17 protein-coding genes are annotated in these 17,775 nt (G+C 71.3%); 7 read left to right on the top strand and 10 right to left on the bottom strand.

Features of this window, described 5'->3' with window-relative positions; translation table 11 throughout:
- The first annotated feature begins 1 nt into the window (after position 1).
- Genes OHA25_RS25365 through OHA25_RS25375 form a run of 3 tightly spaced genes read left to right on the top strand, consistent with a single transcriptional unit; the run spans position 2 to position 2,713 of the window.
- The gene (locus tag OHA25_RS25365) at positions 2–913 is read left to right on the top strand and encodes an ABC transporter ATP-binding protein (protein WP_327589997.1); all 912 of its coding nucleotides are present in this window, start codon (positions 2–4) and stop codon (positions 911–913) included.
- A complete protein-coding gene (locus OHA25_RS25370; RefSeq protein ID WP_327589998.1) occupies positions 891–1,682 on the top strand; it encodes an ABC transporter permease subunit in 792 nt (263 codons plus the stop codon). The genes OHA25_RS25365 and OHA25_RS25370 overlap by 23 nt, the downstream gene beginning before the upstream one ends.
- A complete protein-coding gene (locus OHA25_RS25375) occupies positions 1,682–2,713 on the top strand; it encodes a PucR family transcriptional regulator (protein WP_327589999.1) in 1,032 nt (343 codons plus the stop codon). Before OHA25_RS25370 ends, OHA25_RS25375 begins: the two co-directional genes overlap by 1 nt.
- Here the strand turns inward: OHA25_RS25375 and OHA25_RS25380 are convergent.
- From OHA25_RS25380 to OHA25_RS25395, 4 genes are all read right to left on the bottom strand, one after another.
- Entirely contained in the window at positions 2,703–3,323 is a 621-nt protein-coding gene (locus OHA25_RS25380) for a LysE family translocator (protein WP_327590000.1), read from the bottom strand. The two genes, OHA25_RS25375 and OHA25_RS25380, sit on opposite strands and share 11 nt — an antisense overlap.
- Positions 3,324–3,328: 5 nt before the next feature.
- A complete protein-coding gene (locus tag OHA25_RS25385) occupies positions 3,329–4,276 on the bottom strand; it encodes a quinone oxidoreductase family protein (RefSeq protein WP_327590001.1) in 948 nt (315 codons plus the stop codon).
- A 470-nt stretch (positions 4,277–4,746) separates the two neighbouring features.
- The gene (locus OHA25_RS25390; RefSeq protein ID WP_327590002.1) at positions 4,747–5,637 is read right to left on the bottom strand and encodes a Vgb family protein; all 891 of its coding nucleotides are present in this window, start codon (positions 5,635–5,637) and stop codon (positions 4,747–4,749) included.
- The gene (locus OHA25_RS25395; protein ID WP_327590003.1) at positions 5,631–5,876 is read right to left on the bottom strand and encodes an ATP-binding cassette domain-containing protein; all 246 of its coding nucleotides are present in this window, start codon (positions 5,874–5,876) and stop codon (positions 5,631–5,633) included. The genes OHA25_RS25390 and OHA25_RS25395 overlap by 7 nt, the downstream gene beginning before the upstream one ends.
- Positions 5,877–6,037: 161 nt before the next feature.
- Between OHA25_RS25395 and OHA25_RS25400 the strand changes: the two genes are divergently transcribed.
- A complete protein-coding gene (locus OHA25_RS25400; RefSeq protein ID WP_327590004.1) occupies positions 6,038–6,586 on the top strand; it encodes a TetR/AcrR family transcriptional regulator in 549 nt (182 codons plus the stop codon).
- A gap of 18 nt (positions 6,587–6,604) precedes the next feature.
- Here the strand turns inward: OHA25_RS25400 and OHA25_RS25405 are convergent, their stop codons facing one another.
- The 6 genes from OHA25_RS25405 to OHA25_RS25430 are packed head-to-tail and all read right to left on the bottom strand — an operon-like array spanning position 6,605 to position 12,903.
- Positions 6,605–8,233, bottom strand: coding sequence for a serine/threonine-protein kinase (locus tag OHA25_RS25405; RefSeq protein ID WP_327590005.1), 1,629 nt, complete (start codon positions 8,231–8,233; stop codon positions 6,605–6,607).
- The gene (locus OHA25_RS25410) at positions 8,223–9,038 is read right to left on the bottom strand and encodes an HAD family hydrolase (RefSeq protein ID WP_327590006.1); all 816 of its coding nucleotides are present in this window, start codon (positions 9,036–9,038) and stop codon (positions 8,223–8,225) included. Before OHA25_RS25410 ends, OHA25_RS25405 begins: the two co-directional genes overlap by 11 nt.
- Positions 9,028–10,101 (bottom strand): ABC transporter ATP-binding protein, encoded by a 1,074-nt coding sequence (locus OHA25_RS25415; protein ID WP_327590007.1) that lies wholly within the window; start codon positions 10,099–10,101, stop codon positions 9,028–9,030. Before OHA25_RS25415 ends, OHA25_RS25410 begins: the two co-directional genes overlap by 11 nt.
- Entirely contained in the window at positions 10,098–10,940 is an 843-nt protein-coding gene (locus OHA25_RS25420) for an ABC transporter permease (RefSeq protein WP_327590008.1), read from the bottom strand. Before OHA25_RS25420 ends, OHA25_RS25415 begins: the two co-directional genes overlap by 4 nt.
- Positions 10,928–11,752 carry an ABC transporter permease gene (locus OHA25_RS25425; protein WP_327590009.1) on the bottom strand — a complete coding sequence of 275 codons (825 nt, stop codon included), beginning with the start codon at positions 11,750–11,752 and terminating at the stop codon, positions 10,928–10,930. The genes OHA25_RS25420 and OHA25_RS25425 overlap by 13 nt, the downstream gene beginning before the upstream one ends.
- Complete coding sequence (locus OHA25_RS25430; RefSeq protein ID WP_327590010.1) at positions 11,749–12,903, bottom strand: ABC transporter substrate-binding protein; 1,155 nt, start codon at positions 12,901–12,903, stop codon at positions 11,749–11,751. Before OHA25_RS25430 ends, OHA25_RS25425 begins: the two co-directional genes overlap by 4 nt.
- Positions 12,904–13,015: 112 nt before the next feature.
- Here OHA25_RS25430 and OHA25_RS25435 point away from each other — a divergent pair, with 112 nt between their 5' ends.
- From OHA25_RS25435 to OHA25_RS25445, 3 genes are read left to right on the top strand one after another with little or no spacing between them, the layout of a single operon-like run.
- Complete coding sequence (locus OHA25_RS25435) at positions 13,016–13,783, top strand: GntR family transcriptional regulator (protein ID WP_327590011.1); 768 nt, start codon at positions 13,016–13,018, stop codon at positions 13,781–13,783.
- A 58-nt stretch (positions 13,784–13,841) separates the two neighbouring features.
- On the top strand, positions 13,842–14,108 hold the full coding sequence (locus OHA25_RS25440) for a DUF6504 family protein (RefSeq protein ID WP_327590012.1): 267 nt from the start codon (positions 13,842–13,844) through the stop codon (positions 14,106–14,108).
- On the top strand, positions 14,108–17,719 hold the full coding sequence (locus tag OHA25_RS25445; RefSeq protein ID WP_327590013.1) for a DNA polymerase III subunit alpha: 3,612 nt from the start codon (positions 14,108–14,110) through the stop codon (positions 17,717–17,719). The genes OHA25_RS25440 and OHA25_RS25445 overlap by 1 nt, the downstream gene beginning before the upstream one ends.
- Positions 17,720–17,775 lie beyond the last annotated feature (56 nt).

Here is a 17,775-nt window from a genome sequence, read left to right on the forward strand (position 1 = left end):
CATGACAGCAGTGGTGCAGGCCGAAGGGCTGACCAAGTACTACGGGAAACGCCGGGGCCTGGAGGATCTCACGCTCGAGATCCAGCCGGGCGAGATCTTCGGCTACCTCGGGCCGAACGGCGCCGGCAAGACCACGACGATCAGGCTCCTGCTCGACGTGATCAGGCCCACCCGGGGCCTGGTACGGGTGCTCGGCGCCGACCCGCGCGAGCCCGCGATCCGCTCCAGGATCGGCTACCTGCCGGGCGAGCTGGCCCTGGAGGGCCGCGACCGGGCCAGGGACTACCTGCGCTTTCTCGGCCGGGTACGCGGCGGCGTGCCGCACGCCCGCATCGACGCGCTGGCCGAGCGGTTCGACGCCGACCTGTCCGTGCCGATGCGCAAGCTCTCCAAGGGCAACAAGCAGAAGGTCGGGCTGATCCAGGCGTTCATGCACGAGCCCGAGTTCCTCATCCTCGACGAGCCGACCGGCGGTCTGGACCCGCTGGTGCAGCAGGAGTTCCTGGCCCTGGTACGAGAGGTGCGCACCTCGGGCCGCACCGTGCTCATGTCCTCGCACGTGCTGGCCGAGGTGGAGAGCGTCTCCGACCGGGTCGGCATCGTCCGCGACGGCCGCCTCGTGGCCGTGGAGAACGTCACGGCGCTGCGCGAGAAGGCGGTGCGCCGCGTCGAGCTGCACTTCGAGTCGCCCGTGCCGCGCGCCGCCTTCGAGGACCTGCCGGGCGTGCGGGACCTGCGGGTGGAGGGCGCGAGCGTGAGCTGCACGATCGACGGCCGCCCCGACGCCCTGATCAAGGCGGCCGCCCGGTTCACCGTGGTGCACCTGGTCAGCGCGGAGCCGGACCTGGAGGAGATCTTCCTCACCTACTACAGCGACGAGGAGCGGCACCATGATCGCCAAGAGTCTGCGTGACTACCGGCGGGCGCTCATCTGGTGGACGATCGGCATCAGCGCGTTCCTGACCGTCTACCTGAGCATTTACGAGAACGTCCGGCAGGACCCCGCGACGTTCAACGCCCAGGCCATGGCCAAGTTCCCGGGCGCGCTGCGCGACCTCATGGGCGGTTTGAGCGACCTGAGCGTCGGCGCCGGATACCTGCAGTCGGTCGTCTACCAGCTGTTCGTGCCGACGTTGTTCATCGTATGCGCGACGTTGCTGGCCAACCGGGCGATCGCGCAACCGGAGGAGACCGGCACGCTGGAACTGGTCGTGACCTTGCCGGTGGACCGCAAGCGGCTGGTGCTGGAGCGGTTCGCCGCGCTGGTCGTGGCCCTGCTGGCGGTGGCCGTGGTGACGCTGGCCGTGGTGTGGGCGGTGGGCGAGTCCGTCCAGCTCGGGGTGCCGTTCGACCGTCTCCTGGCCGCGCACACCGGGGTGTTCCTGCTCGGGCTGTTCTCCGGCACCGTGGCGCTGACCGTCGGCGCCGCCACCGGGCGCAAGGTGTTCGCCTCGGCCGTGGTCGGCGTATGGATCGTGGCCGGCTACATGGTCATCACCGTGGGCCGGTCCGTGGACGCGATCTCCTGGCTGAAGTGGGTCTCGCCGTTCCACTACTACGCCGACGGCCGCCCGCTCTTTGAGGGTCTGCCGGTCGGCGACTACCTTGTGCTGGCGGGCGCGACGGCCGTGCTCGCGCTGACCGCGGTCCTCGCCTTCGACAGGCGCGACGTAGGGGTGTGATGGCGATCTCCGAGATGCCCGCCGACCTGCTCGGCGGGCATCGCCAAGTACTGGCCGACTGCGCCGCGACCGGCCGGTCACCGGACCGAGCGGCGCTCGACGCCTGCCGCGCCGCCGGCACGCGCGCCGCCGAGCTGGGGATATCGCTGCGGGCGCTGGTGGACGCCGCGCTCGCCGCCGCCGAGGGCCTGCCTGCGGTGCTGCCTGCGGTGCTGCCCGCGTTACGGCGATCGGTCTCGGCGCTGATGGAGGGGTACGAGCAGGCGCAGCTCGCGGCCATCCGCGGCGAGGAGGCGGCACGCAGGCAGTTCGTGGACGACCTGCTCCAAGGGCGGGCCGAGCGGCTGGCCGAGCGGGCCGAGCACTTCGGGCTGCGGCTGGCCGAGTCGTACGTGGTCGCCGTGGCCCGCGGCATGCGCGACGGCGACGAGGAACGCATCGAGCGTGACCTGATCGCCCGCTTCGGCTCGCACAACGTGCTGGTCGCCGTGCGCGACGGGCTGCTGGTGTGCGTGACGCCCGCGACGTTGCCGGCCGCCGTGGGGGAGTTCACCCACCACGTACGCACCCGCTTCCCTGCCGGGTGGCGGGTCGGCGTCGGCCGGGCGCACCGGGGGCCCGGCGGCGTGGTGACCTCCTTCAGGGAGGCGGCCGACGCCCTGGGGCTGGCGGACGGGCTGGGCCTGCGCGCGGACGTGGTCAAGGCCGCCGACCTGCTGGTGTTCCCCGTGCTGCTGAGGGACAGGAGCGCCATCGAAGACCTGGTCACCAGCGTGCTGAGCCCGCTGCTCGAGGCGCGCGGCGGGCACCAGCCGCTGCTGGAGACGCTGGAGGCGATCTTCGCCTCGCAGGGTAATCAGACGGCCGCCGCGCGGCGGCTGGGGCTCAGCACGCGGGCGGTGACGTACCGGCTGGAACGCATCCGCCGCCTGACCGGCTTCTCACCCGACGACCCCACGCAGCGTTTCACCCTGGAGACCGCGGTGCTCGGCGCTCGCCTGCTGGGCTGGCCCAACGGGTTCAGTCGCTGACGGCCAGCCGCACGCCGAACCCGACGATCACGACCCCCGTCAGCCGGTCCAGGAACCGCCGCACCCCCGGGGACCTTAGGAACCCGCTCATCAGCGACGCGAACCCGATCAGCGCCGCGCTCCACACCAGCCCCTCGGCCACGTGCACGCCCGCCAGCAGCAACCCCATGACGGCGTGCGGCGCCTCGTCCGGGATGAACTGCGGCAACATGGCCACGTAGAACGCCCCGACCTTGGGGTTGAGCAGGTTCGTCATGAGCCCGCGCCCGAATCCCTTCCCGAACCCGACCTCCTGCGGTTGCTCGGGCAACTCCTGGGCGTCGTGCCTGGTCAGGACCATGCGCAGCCCCATCCACACCAGGTAAGCCGCCCCCGCCCAGCGCAGCGCGGTGTACGCCGGCTGCGAGGCCGCCAGCAGCGCCGACAGCCCCGCCGCGGTCAGCAGGCCCCAGAGGAGCGTGCCGAGCTGGATGCCCAGCGTCACCCCCCAGGCCGGCCGCCTCCCGGCCACCAACGACGTCCGCAGGATCAGGGCCGTGTCCAGGCCCGGGGTGATGGTCAGCAGAGCCACCACGGCGGCGAACGACCAGACAGATCCCGCGATGTCCATGGACGTCAGGGTATGAGAAGCAGCTTTCCGGTGGTACGGCGGGCCGCCAGATCGTCGTGCGCCTGCCGCGCGTCGGCCAGCGCGTAGCGGTGCGAGACGTTGATCGTGAGCTGCCCGGACGCGATCCAGCCGAACAGGTCGGACGCGCGCTGGAGCAACTCCGCGCGCTCGGCGATGTAATGCGCGAGCGTGGGCCTCGTCAGGAAGAGCGAGCCCTGCTTGTTGAGCGTCTGCGGATCCACCGGCGGCACCGGGCCGCTGGCCGCGCCGTACAGGGCCATGAGGCCGCGCGGACGCAGCGCCTCCAGCCCGCCGTCGAACGTGGTCGCGCCGACGCCGTCGTACACGACGTTGATCGAGCCGCGCAGCGCCTCGGCGAAGCTGTCGTACCGCAGCACCTCGTCCGCGCCGGCCTCGCGGGCGAGTTTCTCCTTCTCGCTGGAGGAGACCGTCGTGGAGACCTGGGCGCCCTTGAGCTTGGCGAGCTGGATCAGCAGTTGCCCCATGCCGCCCGCGCCCGCGTGGATGAGGACCTGGTCGCCCTCCTTGACCACGTACGTGGAGTGCGTCAGGTAATGGGCGGTCAGGCCCTGCAACATCGCCGCGGCCGCCACCTCGGCGGGCACCCCGTCCGGCACCGGCACCACCCGATCGGCCGGGACCACGGCCTTCTCGGTGTAGCTGCCCAGCACACTGGCCCAGGCCACGGTGTCGCCCACGGCCACGTCCCGCACCCCCGGCCCGACGGCCGACACGGTCCCCGCGCCCTCGGAGCCGATCGTGGTGGGGAGGGGGAGCGGGTAGGCGCCCGAACGGTGGTAGATGTCGATGAAGTTGACGCCGCTGGCGGCGACGTCCACGACGACCTCGCCGTCACCGGGGACCGGATCGGGACGTTCGGCGTATTCGAGAACCTCTGGGCCGCCGGGGGCGGAGACGATGATGGCATGCATGCCCCTAGTCAACTCCGCCCGCCGCCGCCCATGCCACCCGGGGCCCGCATGTGCAGGTGCAGCCGACACACAAGCACCTACCGGCCCAATCGGACAGGGCCGCTCCATGCACGCGCACCGAGGCGACCTGACCCTGGGCCCAGGTGGGACCAGTCAGGCTCAAGAGGGTTCCAAGAAGCTCCGTGTTGCATGATGCTCATGAGAACTCGTATGTCATCCATGTCCCGCGGTGCCCGCCGAGCCTTGGCGCTGGCCCTTCTCGCCGTGACCACCGTCATCACCATCGGGGTGACGAGCGCACCTGCTCAGGCCATGCCTAACGAGTGGTACCGCTGCTGGATCTCGGGCCACGGCTGGATGTGGTGCATGGACGTCTAAGGCCGAACCGAACCGCCGCCCTCCCGTGTGGGGAGGGCGGCTTCTTCGTGTTGAGGGCGGACCGGGGCGCCGGCTGCCCGGCCTGCGCTCGGTCAGCCGAGGCGAGCCAGGGCGCCGGCTTCCAGCGCCACCCAGATCGCCCCGTCAGGCCCCACCGTCAGCCCATGAGGCTCGGCCTTCCGGACACCGTCACCCTCTCCCGCCACCCCTTTCTCCGGCAGCCGCGGAAGAGGATGCTCTTCGATGATGCCGTCGGTGGTGATGCGCCCGACGCGGTCGGCGGCCCACTCGGTGAACCACAGGGCGCCGTCGGGACCGGCGACGATCGCATGCGGTCGTGACTCCTGGTCGGGAAGCGGGAATTCCTCGATCTTCCCCGACACGTCGATCCGCCCCACCTGACCAGCACCGATCTCAACGAACCACAACGCCTCATCGGGCCCGCACGTGATCCCCACCGGCCCGGCGGCCTCCGTGGGAAGCGGATGGACGACCACGTCACCCTCCAGCGAGACCCGTCCCACCGCGTTGCCCTGGTTGAGCGTGAACCACATCGCACCGTCCGGCCCCGCCGTGATGAACGCCGGCATCCCGCCGCCCTCCACCGGCACCTCGAACTCCGCCAACGACCCATCCGTCGCGATGCGCCCGATCCTTCCGCTCCGCATCTGCGTGAACCACATGGCGCCGTCCGGACCCGCGGCGATCCCGTACGGCGAGTCCGCCGCGTGCGTGGTCACCTGCCCGTCGGCGGTGATACGGCAGACCCGTCCGCCCTTGCCTTCCGCGAACCACATCGCTCCGTCGGGTCCGGGCGCGATCACGGTCGGCTGGCCGTCGGCCGGGTCGAGCTGGTGGATCACCGGCTCCTGGCCGGGCATCAGCCTGCCGATCCGTCCCTCGTGGACGAGCGTGAACCAGAGGGCCCCGTCCGTCCCCGTGGCGATGCCGTACGGCGCGCCGGCGTCGATCCTGGTCAACATATGCGTCCTCCCGAGAGGTGGAGTTCTTTGCCCCGGAAACGCCGCGTGAGCGCCCGGTCGTGCGACACCACGACCGGCGTGCCGCGGTAGCCGACGTCGCCGGACACGACGACCTCGCCGTCGTCGTGGCGCTCGACCCCGGCCAGCAGCCGGAGCAGCGTGGACGTGCCAGAGCCGTTTTCGCCGACGATGCCCGCGCGCTCGCCGGGCTTCACGGACAGGGTCAGCTCGGTGAGCACGGCACGCTCGCCGTAGGACTTGGAAACACTTTGGAGGTGGATCAGGATGGAACTCCAATCGCAACTGATGTAGCTTTAGTCTCTCATGGGAGAGACATCAAACGCAACTGGAGTAGTTTTTGGGAGCGAGCGGCAAGCGTCCCGGAGGGCGGAGCGCGCGGGTGCGCGACGCCGTGCGGCAGGCCACGCTGGGGGAGTTGGCCGAGCACGGCTATACGGGGTTGACGGTCGAGCGGGTGGCCGAGCGGTCAGGCGTGCACAAGACGACCGTCTACCGGCGCTGGGGCAGCGTCGAGGGGCTGATCTCCGACGCGCTGGAGCTGGCCAAGGACGAGCCGTGGCCGATCCCCGACACCGGCACGATCCAGGGTGATCTGCGGGGGATCGTCCAGCTCGTCCGTTCCGGCTTCGCGGACCCCGAGCTGGGCCCGGTGTCGTCGGCCTTCGTGGCCGCGGCCGTGCAGAACGCGGAGGCGGCCCGGGCGCTGCACGAGTTCTTCGTCGCCAGGCATGATCAGTCGGCCGAGGTCGTGCGCCGGGCGATCGCCCGGGGCGAGCTGCCGGACGTCGTGGACGTCAGGGAAGTGATCAGGGTCGCTGTGGCGCCCGTCTACTACCGGTTGTTCGTGGCCCACGAGCAGGTGACGGAGCAGGACGCCGACCGCGCCGCCGACGCCGCCCTGGCCGCGGCCCGCGCCGGCGTGCTGTAGGAGTCCTGCGGCCGGCGCCTAGGAATCCTCTTTCGTCCCGCGCAGCTCGAAGTCGTCGAACGTGGTCTTCAGCACGGAGTCGCTGCCCTTCGGCGTGCGCGCGAACAGGCCGACGAACCCGTTCCCGATGCCGTTGGGATCGTCCACCTCGTGGATCTGCTTGTCGTTCACCCACATCGTCAGCCGCACGGCCGACCCGCGCTGCTCGCAGGAGGCCACGATGCGGACCGGTTTGCCGATCACGTCGTCGACTGGGACCGGCTGGGCCAGCGTGCCGCCCGCCCCGTCGACGATGCGCCGGATCCTGGCCATCCCCTTCGTGTCGAGCCCGAACTCGTAGTAGGTGTCGTCATCGTCGGAGTTATGACAGTAGACGCCGTATTCGCCGGTGCCCGACGATCGCTTGACGTCGGCGGTGACGCCGACGACGACGCTCGAGGGCAACATCGGGGTCGGCGTGGCCGAAGGGTCGGGCGTGGTCGTGGGCGTGGCGACGAGGAAGGGGATGGGTGCCTTCGCCCACCGCTCCTCGTAGCCGTTCTCCACGTCCAGCCCGTACGTGCCGTCGGTGCGGTAGCCGTAGCTGGTGGACGCCTCGGGATCGTACGTGCCGCTCCAGCCGCCAGAGGTCTGGGTGAAGTCCTCCGCGTAGAGCACGCCCAGATCGGGCGGGCCGCTCGGGCCGAGCACGCTCCAGGCGGCCACGCCGGCGCCAGCCAGGAGGACGGCGGCGCCCGCGACAGCCCCGTACAGCTTGCCGCGGCCCGCCTTCTTCTCCGGCCGGACCTCCGTGTACGCCGCGGTGGCCTGCTGCCAGGCCACCTGCACGGTGTGCGCGGCCTGCTCGGGGCCGGCCGACCGCCCGACGAGGTGGTCGAGCAGCTGCTGGGCGGTGGGCCGCGTGGCCGGGTCCTTGCGCAGCGCCGCCGCGACCAGCTCGCGCAGGCCGGGGTCGACGGCGTCGAGGTTGGGCTCGGTGTTGAGCACCTGGTAGACGATCGCCGGCAGCGTGTCCCCGCCGAAGGGGGCCCGCCCGCTGGCGGCGAACGCGATCAGGGATCCCCACGAGAACACGTCGCAGGTCGGCGAGATCGGGTCGCCCCGCAGCACCTCGGGCGCCATGTAGCGGGGCGTGCCGATCAGCTCGCCGGTGCCCGTGACACCGCCCAGCGTGTCGAGCGCCCGCGCGATGCCGAAGTCGATCACGCGCGGGCCGACCGGGGACAGCAGCACGTTCGACGGCTTGAGGTCCCTGTGCACCACTCCCGCCCCGTGGATGGCGGTGAGCGCGGTGGCCACGCCGACGGCCAGCGCGTCCAGGCTGGAGCCGCGGAGCGGGCCCGACTGGCGTACGGCCTGCTCCAGGTTGGGTCCTGGCACGTATTCCGTGACCACGTAGAGCTGGTCGCCGTCGAGCGCGGCCTCGAGCACCGCGGCCGTGCAGAACCTGCGCACCCGCCGCGCGGCGTCGGCCTCCCTGCGAAAGCGCATGCGGAACTGCTCGTGCTGGGTCAGCTCGGGGTTGATCACCTTGACGGCGACCTGCTGCCCGGCAGGATCCTCGGCGAGATGGACCGTGCCCATCCCGCCTTGGCCCAGCACGCTGAGCAATCTGTAGCGCCCGATGTGGGAGGTTTTACCACTCACGGCGGGCAAGCTTACCGACACGGCCCGGTTCGGCGCAGGCCCCTCGTACGCGGTCGAGCGACGGCAGGCCGTTCCCCGGCTCCACCACGAGCACGCGGCACCCCGCCTCCCGGGCCGACCTGACGCCTACCGGGCTGTCCTCGACGGCGACGCAGCGTGCCGGGACCGTGCCGAGCCGCCGGGCGGCTTCCAGGTACGGGTCCGGGTGCGGCTTGCCGCGGGCCGTGTCCTCGTTCGTGATCACCAGGTCGAACGCGTGGTTCAGGCGGGGGAGCACCAGATCGACCACGCGCCGCGGGGAGGCGGTGACCAGCGCCGTCGGGATGGCGGCGGCGGCCAGGCCGTCGAGGAGCTCGCGGGCGCCGGGCATGAGCGTGACATCCGCCGCGACCCGGTCGGCGAAGGTGTCGGTCAGCCGCCCGGCCACCGCCCCGAACGCCCGCCTGGCCGTGTCGTCCGGGATCGCGCGTCCGGGCACATCGTCCGGGATCGCGCGTCCGGGCACATCGTCCGGGACCGGGGGCACGGGCGGTTCGTCCCGCACCAGGTAAGCGGCCACGTCCTCGACGGTGTGACCGTGAACGTGCGGCACGTCGGCCGGGCTCAGGCGGCGGCCGAGGGATTCGGCGACGGTGGCGGCCGCCTGCCACCACAGTCCCTCGGTGTCGACGAGGGTCCCGTCCATGTCCAGCAGCACAGCGTCGGGCCCAGGCCCTGCGGGCTCCGCGGGGGGCGAGCTGGGCTCGGGGGCCGGGAACGGAGCGCCGGGCCGGTCAGGTCGGCGGCCGCCGGGGTCAGACGGCATCGGCGGCCACGACGGGTACGGGGACCGTGACCGTGCGGGCGGCCACCAGCACCGGCCGCTCCACCAGCCGGACCGCGACCCGCGTGCCGGGCCCGAGCGTGGCGGCCTCGTGCCCGGGCACGTCCGCGAGGACCTCCCCGCCCTCCACCGCCAGCCGGAGCCGTACGGAGGCGCCGCGGAAGGACGCGGTGACCACCTCGGCGGCCCCGTCCTCGTCCGGGATGACCCGCACCGCTTCCGGACGGATCAGCACGTCCACGGACGGATCCGCAGGAACGGCCCCATCCACGGGCAGGAGCTGCCCGAGCACGGATACTTGATCCCCGGTGACATGCCCGGCCAGGTGGTTCATCGTGCCGACGAACTCCGCCACGAACGGCGTGGCCGGCCGGTCGTAGACCTCGGCCGGTGAACCCACCTGTTCGAGCCGCCCGTCACGCAGCACCGCCACCCGGTCGGCGACCGACAGGGCCTCCTCCTGGTCGTGGGTGACGAAGATGGTGGTGATGCCGAGGTCCAGCTGGAGGCGGCGGATCTCCTCACGCAGCGCCACGCGTACCTTGGCGTCCAGCGCCGACAGTGGCTCGTCCAGCAGCAGCACCCGCGGCTCCAAGGCGAGCGCGCGGGCCAGGGCGACGCGTTGCTGCTGCCCGCCGGACAGCTGGTGCGGGTAGCGGTCGGCGTGCTGGGGGAGCCCGACGAGCTCCAGCAGCTCGTCCGCCTTGGCGTGCCGCACCGCCGCGGGCGCCTTGCGCACCCGCAGGCCGAAAGCGACGTTGTCGCGGGCGTTGAGGTTGGGGAAGAGGGAGTAGGACTGGAAGACCATGCCCGCGTCCCGCTTGTTGGCCGGGACGTTCGTGATGTCCTTGCCGTCCACCAGCACCGCGCCCGAGTCCGGCCGCTCGAAGCCGGCCACGCACCGCAGCGCCGTCGTCTTGCCGCAGCCCGAGGGCCCGAGCAGGGCGACGAACTCGCCGGGCGCGATGACCAGGTCGAGGCCGTCCAGCGCGACCGTCTTGCCGAACTCCCGCCGGAGCCCGCGGAACTCCACCGATGCGGTCATTTCTGTTTCTCCCTACCGAAAACGGTGGACACGGCCAGCAGCAGCAGCCAGATGAGCAGCAGACTGAGGATGGACACGGCGACCGAGAGCTGCCCTTCGGACCCGCTGACGGTGACGATCCACACGGCGAACGGCGCGTACCCCAGCAGGCTGGCGACGGTGTACTCGCCCAGCACCAGCGCCAGCGTCAGGAAGGACGCGCTGGCCAGGGCCGAGCGCAGGTTGGGCACGACGACCCGGAACAACACCTGCGGCCACGAGGCGCCCAGATTGCGCGCCGCCTCCACCAGCGTCCGCACGTCCATCGTCCGCAGCCCGGCATCCAGCGACCGGTAGACGAACGGCAGCACCAGCACCACGTACGCCAGCACCAGCACCACGGGGAACCCCGGATCCTGCACCGCGATGATCGTGCCCCAGAACGGCGTCGGCGCCAGCACGTCGGTCCCCACCCGCAGCGACGTCCCCATCCCGGCGACGAACGTGATCGGCGGCACCACCAGCGGCAGCGTGCAGAGCACCTCCATCACCAGCCCCAGCCGCGGCGCGAACAGCCGCACGGCCAGCATCGCGGGCAGCGACAGCAGCAGCACCAGCACGATCGTGGCGGCCGCCAGCCCCAGCGACAGCAGCAGCGACCGCACGAACCCGTCGGCCGTCAGCAACTCCCCGTAGGCGGACAGCGACACCCCTTCGACGGGTGTGTAGACCGTGTACCAGAAGGAGGCGCCGAGCGGGATCAGGAAGTAGGCGGCGCCCAGCAGGAACACCACGCCACGCCAGACCCGAGGCCGCGCGGAACCCCCGGAGACCCGCTCCAGCCCGGTCAGTGCAGCCATCGGGAGCTCCTCCTCTGCAGCGGCAGGTAGATCGCCATCACCAGCCCGGCCACCACGATCATGTCGAGGCTGAGCGCCAGCGCGATGTTCTCGTAGCCGATCAGCACGTCGCCGGTGAGGGCGCTGGCGATCTTCAGGGTGACGAGCGGCACGACGGTGCCGACCATGGCGTTGGCGGTGGCGTACGCGGAGAAGGACGATCCGAACAGCAGCACCACCCCGCCCAGGATGGACGGCGTCAGCACCGGCAGCGTCACGAAGCGCCAGTAGTGCCAGGCGGTGGCGCCGTTGTTCGCGGCCGCCTCGCGCCACTGCGGACGCAGCCCGTCCAGCGCCGGCGCCATGACCAGCACCATCAGCGGGATCGAGAAGTAGAGGTAGACCACGACCAGGCCCCAGAGCGTGTAGAGCGAGCCCGACGGCAGCCCGATCAGCCCGCTGACCACGCCCGAGTTGCCGAGCGTGGCGATCCAGAAGAACGCCAGCGGCACCCCGCCGAAGTTGGCCAGCACCCCGGAGGCCGTCAGCACCGCCTCCCGCAGCAGCGTGAAACGCGAGGTCACGACGGCGTAGGCGAGGAACGTGCCCAGTACGGCCCCCAGCAGCGCGACCACGGCCGACAGCCGCACGCTGCCGATCATGGCGGTGAGGTAGCCGCCCTGCAGGCTCTGCGCCAGGTTCGCCAGACTCGGCCGCCCCTCAGCGGTGAACGCCCCCGCCACCAGTGCGATGGCGGGGACGCCGAAGACGAGCGCGAAGAACGCCAGCAGAGGCAGCGCCCCCAGCCAGCCCTTCGAACGAGTCCTGCTCATCCCGAGATCGCGGCGTCCCAGCCGCTGGCCAGCTTGGCCTTGGCCGCGTCCACCTGCGCGGTCGTCGGGAACGCGGGCGAGCCGTCCACCGAGGGCAGCTTCTCGGCCAGCGCCTTGTCCACGGTGCCGTCGGCGGTCATCGTCGGCAGCAGCACGGGGCGGGCGAAGCCCTTGAGGAACAGGTTCTGGCCCTCGGCGCTGTAGAGGTATTCCTGCCACAGCCTGGCCGCCGCCGGGTGCGGGGCGTCCTTGTTGATGGCCTGGGCGTACATCTGGAAGTACTTGCCGTCAGTCGGCACGTTGACCTTCCAGTCGATGCCCTTGGCCGTCATCTGGGGCGCGTAGGCGGCGTTGTTGTAGTCCCAGTCGATGCTGATCTGGGTCTCGCCCTTCTCGATGGTGGCCGGCGTGGTCTCGACCGGGTTGTAGTTGCCGGCCGCGTTCAGCTTCTTGAAGAAGTCGATGCCGGGCTGGATGTCGTCGAACGAGCCGCCGTTGGCCAGGGCGGCGGCGTACACGCCGGCGAAGGCCGAGCCCGCCTTGGTCGGGTTGCCGTTCATCGCGACCTTGCCCTTGTACTCGGGCTTGAGCAGGTCGGCGAAGCTGGTCGGGCAGGTGGTGATCTTCTTGGCGTCGCAGCCGATCGACACGTAGCCGCCGTAGTCGTTGACCCAGAGCCCGGTCGCGTCCTTCTGACCCTCGGGGATCTTGTCGAACGTCTGCACCTTGTACGGCGCGAACAGCCCCTCCGCCGCGCCGCTGAGCGCGAACGACTGGCCGAGGTCCAGCACGTCGGGGGCGCGGTCCTGGCCCTTGCGGGTCTTCACGGCGTTGATCTCGTCGGCGCTGGCCGCGTCCGGGGTCTCGCTCTCGATCTTGATGCCGTACTTGGCCTGGAACTTCTCGATGATCTCGCCGTAGTTGGCCCAGTTCGGCGGCAAGGCGATGACGTGCAGGTTGCCCTCTTTCTTGGCCGCCTCGACGAGCTTGTCGAGGCCGCCGAAGTCGGCGGCGGAGGTGGCGGTGGCCGCGTTGACGCCGCCTTGTGACGCCTGGGTGGTGGCCTGGGTGCCGGGAGCGGCGCCGCAAGCCGCGGTGACTACCGTAAGGGCGGCGGCAGCGCCGGCCGCGCGGGCGCGAGATGTGAACACAACGCCTCCACTGTGCAGGGGGTGTGGAAAGAAACTAGGGGAACTTGTACAAACAAGCGAGCACTAGTAAGTCGCATGAATGTTGCTCTTTCGTGAATGGGAGGGGGCGGACTTGGTTGCGCGCTATGAACTGATCGCCGATGAGCTGCGGGAAGAGATCCTCTCCGGCGCGTACCCGGTCGGTTCCCAGCTCCCCAGCGAGGCCGAGCTGGCCGGGCGATTCGGCGCGGCGCGCGGCACCGTGCGGCAGGCGGTGGCCGTGTTGGTCGCCGAGGGCCTGGTCGGCTCCAGACAGGGCGCGAGGCGCATCGTGCTCGGCGCCGCGCGCAGCCAGAGCTTCGCCGAGCTGCACAGCTTCGCGCAGTGGGCGCGCGCGGGCGGCTACCGCTTCGGCGGCCAGGTGATCGAGCAGCGCCGCCGCCGGGCGAGCGCCGCCGAGTCCGCCAGGCTGGGCGGTGGCGAGGTGCTGGAGGTGCTGCGTCTGCGCACACTGGAGGCCGAGCCCGTCCTCGTCGAGCGCACGGTGTACGCCGAGTGGGTGGCCCCGGCCGTCGAGGGGCTGCCCGCCGACTGCGAGTCGGTCACCGAGGCGCTGTACGAGGCGATCGGGCTCGTGTTCGCCTACGGCGAGCACCTCATCGACGCGGTCTCCGCCGGAGTCCAGGACGCCCGCCTGCTGGGGGTGCGCCGCGGCAGTCCGCTGCTGCGCCAGCGCAGGACCACCACCACCCACGAGGGCCGCCCCGTGGAGACCTCCGACGACCGTTACCGCGCAGGCAGCGTGGCCTTCAGCATCCGCAACTCGATCGGCGCGAACCCTCTCGTGCGGCAGGCGATCGACTTGCGATCTAGGGCCGGAGAACATATGTTCGAGTTATAAGCGCCCGCCTTCCCCCGGGTGGCTCAGACAGAGGACCAGAGCCGCGGGGAGAAGCGACTTGAGCAGACTCTATGGCGATCCGATAGAGGTGTGGACCAGGGACGGGGAGCCGACCCAGTTCGTCTGGCGCGACCGGCTCTATCTCGTTCGCCGTGTCCTGGACCACTGGGTGGTCGCGCGCGAGTGGTGGAAGACCAGCGAGGGTGACCCAGGCGAGCGCCAGTTCTGGCGGGTGGAGGCCAGCCCGGGACGCGAGGTCGGCTCCTACGAGCTGCGTTACGACACCGCCGGCAACGGCTGGCTGCTGCTGAGGGCGTGGGACTGATGGCGCCCCCGTTCCCGCACCTCAACGTGTGCTCCGCCTACTCCATGCGCTACGGCACCGCCTTCCCGCAGGCGCTGGTGAGCCGGGCGTCCGAGTTCGGCATGGACATCCTGGCGCTGACCGACCGCGACGGCCTCTACGGCACCATCAAGCATGCCCTGGCGTGCGCCGCGGCCGGGATCGCCCCGGTGCTCGGTGTGAACCTGGCGCTCACCACCCCGCCCCCGTCGCTGCTTCCCGGCATTCCCGCCCCCCGCCCCAAGACCGGGCCGAACGCCGAGGACCGGATCACCGTGCTGGCCCGCGGCCGCGGCTGGTCACGCCTGTGCCGCCTGGTCACGGCCGCCCACCACGCGGGGGAGCGGGGCAAGCCGGAGGTCACTCGCGAGCTGATCGGCGAATGGGCCGGCGAGCCCGGCGACCACGGGTTCGGCGCCGAGGACGGCCTGGTCGTGCTGCTCGGCCCCAGGTCCGATGTGGGCCGCGCGGTGGCAGAGCGGCGCGACGAGCAGGCCAGGACGCTGCTCGGCCTGTGGCGATCCACGGTGCCCGGCGTCGTGATCGAGCTGGTCGACCAATACGGCTACCGCGACGCCGGCACGGCCGTACGCATGCTCGGCCTGGCCGAGTCCATGGGCGTGCCCGCCGTGCTGACCAACGCGGCGCGCTACCTGGACCCGGCCGATCACCAGGTCGGCGACGTGCTCGACGCGGCCCGCCAGCTCGTCCCGCTACACCCCCGGCACCTCGAACGCACCACCTCGCACGCCTACCTCAAGAGCACCAAGGAGATGTGGCAGGTGGCGGCCAAGGTCTGCGGCGCGGACCAGGAGCGGGTGGCGCGGCTGCTGTACACGACCAGGCGGCTGGCCGAGGCGTGCTCGATGGAGCCGCTGGACCTGCTCGCGCTCCGCAACGACCAGCCGAACCTGCACCTGCCCGAGATCGGCCGCGACCCGGTGCCGCTGCTGCGCCACCGCGTCGAGGACGGGCTGATCAGGCGGGGCCTCGACCGCTCGGCCGACGCCGAGCGGCGTCTGCGGGACGAGATGGCCATCATCGAGAAGAAGCGCCTGTCCGGATATTTCATCGCCGTGGCCGGCATCACCGACATGATCCGCGGCATGGGCATCCGCTGCGCCATCCGCGGCTCGGGCGCCGGCAGCCTGGTCAATTACCTCATCGGCATCGGCGAGGTCAACCCGCTCGACCACGGCCTGCTCATGGAGCGGTTCCTGTCCGAAGGCCGCATCGGGCTGCCCGACATCGACGTCGACGTGGAGTCGGCCCGCCGCCTCGACTGCTACAAGGCCATCTTCGACCAGTACGGCGAGGCCCGCGTGGCTTGTGTGTCCATGATGGAGACCTACCGGGCGCGCAGCGCCATCCGCGACGTCGCCGCCGCGATGGGCCTGCCGCCGCACGAGATCGACGCGGTCGCCAAGGCGTTCCCGCACATCAGGGCCAAGCAGATCACCGCGTCGCTGCACGACCTGCCCGAGCTGCGCGACAGCCGGCTCAACGAGGCGGGCCTGGACCGGGTGTTCCGGCTGGCGGAGAAGCTCGACGGCCTGCCCAGGCACATCGCGCTGCACCCGTGTGGCGTGCTGATCGGCAACATGGGGCTGCGGGACCGGACGCCGGTGGAGCGCAGCCTGCTGGAGTTCCCGATGTCGCAGTTCGACAAGGACGACGTGGAGGAGGCCGGGCTGCTCAAGCTCGACGTGCTGGGCGTGCGGATGCAGTCCGCGATGGCGTACGCGCTGAACGAGATCAAGCGCGTGGACGACGTCGTGGTCGAGCTGGACACCCAGCGCGGCGACGACCCCGACATCCAGTACGTCCCGCACGACGACCAGACCACCTACGACATGATCTGCGCCGCCCGCACCCTCGGCTGCTTCCAGATCGAGTCGCCGGGCCAGCGGGAGCTGGTGGCCAAGCTGGAGCCGCGCACGCTGCACGACCTGATCGTGGACATCTCGCTGTTCCGTCCTGGGCCGGTCAACTCCGACATGGTCACCCCCTACCTGGAGGCCAGGCACGGGTGGCGGCAGCCGCGTTACCCGCACGAGCGGCTGCGGGAGGCGCTGAAGGAGACGCATGGCGTCGTGGTGTTCCACGAGCAGGTCCTGAAGATCATTTCGGAGATGACCGGGCGGGACCTGTCGTACGCCGAGATGTTGCGGCGCACCCTGGACACGCCGGAGGGGCGGGCGCGGGTGCGCCGGGCGTTCGTGCCCCTGGCCCAGGCCAACGGCTTCGACGACGCGGCCGTGGAGCGGGCCTGGCAGGTGCTGGACGCGTTCGGGGCGTTCGGGTTCTGCAAGGCGCACGCGGCGGCGTTCGCGCTGCCCACATACCAGTCGGCCTGGCTGAAGCGGCACCACGCGGCGGCGTTCTTCGCCGGGGTGCTCACGCACGAGCCCGGCATGTACCCGCCGCGGGTCATCATCGACGAGGCCAGGCAGTGCGGGATCAAGATCCTGCCGCTCGACATCAACAAGTCGGGCAAGGACTGGCAGGTGGAGCGGCTCGGGCCGCGCGCCCGGGTCCGCACGCGCTCTTCGGAAGGCCGGCGGGTGGAGTTCAGGATCGGGGAGATCGGCAAGGGGTACGCGCTGCGCGTGCCGTTCTCGGCGATCAAGGGGGTGAGCGAGGCGGAGGTCGAGCGGATGGTCGCCGGGCAGCCGTACACGTCGCTGGCCGACTTCTGGGACCGCGCCCGCCCCTCGCGGCCCACGATCGAGCGGATCGTCCAGGTCGGCGGCCTGGACGCGCTGCACGACCTGCACCCGGGCGGGCCGCGCTGGCGGCCCGGCGAGCTGACCAGGCGCGACCTGATCGCCCAGGTCGGCGCGCTGGAGCGGGCCTCGTCGAGCGGCGTGCGGTCCGGTCCGCGCACCTCCAAGCGCTATACCTCCGCGCGCCCTTCCCCGCCGGAGAAGCCCTCCGTGCAGCTCCCGCTGGGCTTCACCGAGCACCTGCCGCCGGGGGAGTTGCCCGAGATGACGGAGGCGGAGATGGTCCAGGCCGAGCTGGAGATCCTTGGCATCGACGTCAGCCGGCACATCATCAGCTTCCACGACGAGCTGCTCGACCTGCTCGGGGTGGTACGTTCCAAGGATCTTCTCGCGCAGCGCAACGGGGCTGAGGTGCTGGTGGCGGGGGTCAAGGTGGCGACGCAGACGCCTGCCGTGCGCTCGGGCCAGCGCGTCATCTTCACCACGCTCGACGACTCGACCGGGCCGATCGACCTGACGTTCTTCGAGTCGGTGCAGGGGCGGTGCGCGGCCACCGTCTTCGGGTCGTGGCTCCTGCTGGCCAAGGGCGTGGTCCGGCGCACGGGCACGCGGGCGGTGTCGATGCGGGCGGTGGACTGCTGGAACCTGGCGGACCTGGACGCGCTGTGGCGCGCCCAGGGGATCGACGCGGTCCGCGCGCTGCTCGCCCAAGAGCACGAGCAGCTGGAGGGGGTCAGCGGGCGCAGCATCGAATACCCCAACGGCTTCCGCCTGTCGCCCTACTCCGACCTCGGCCCGGCCATCGTCACGCCGCCCCGGCGACTGTGGCACGCCAGCCCGGGCAGCTCCGGCCCCTCAGCCGCCTGATCTCGCCGCGAACCGCTCGGTGCAGAGTTCTGGCACCCCTCACGCGCTTAGACGCT

The organism is Nonomuraea sp. NBC_00507, assembly GCF_036013525.1.
GTDB lineage: Bacteria > Actinomycetota > Actinomycetes > Streptosporangiales > Streptosporangiaceae > Nonomuraea.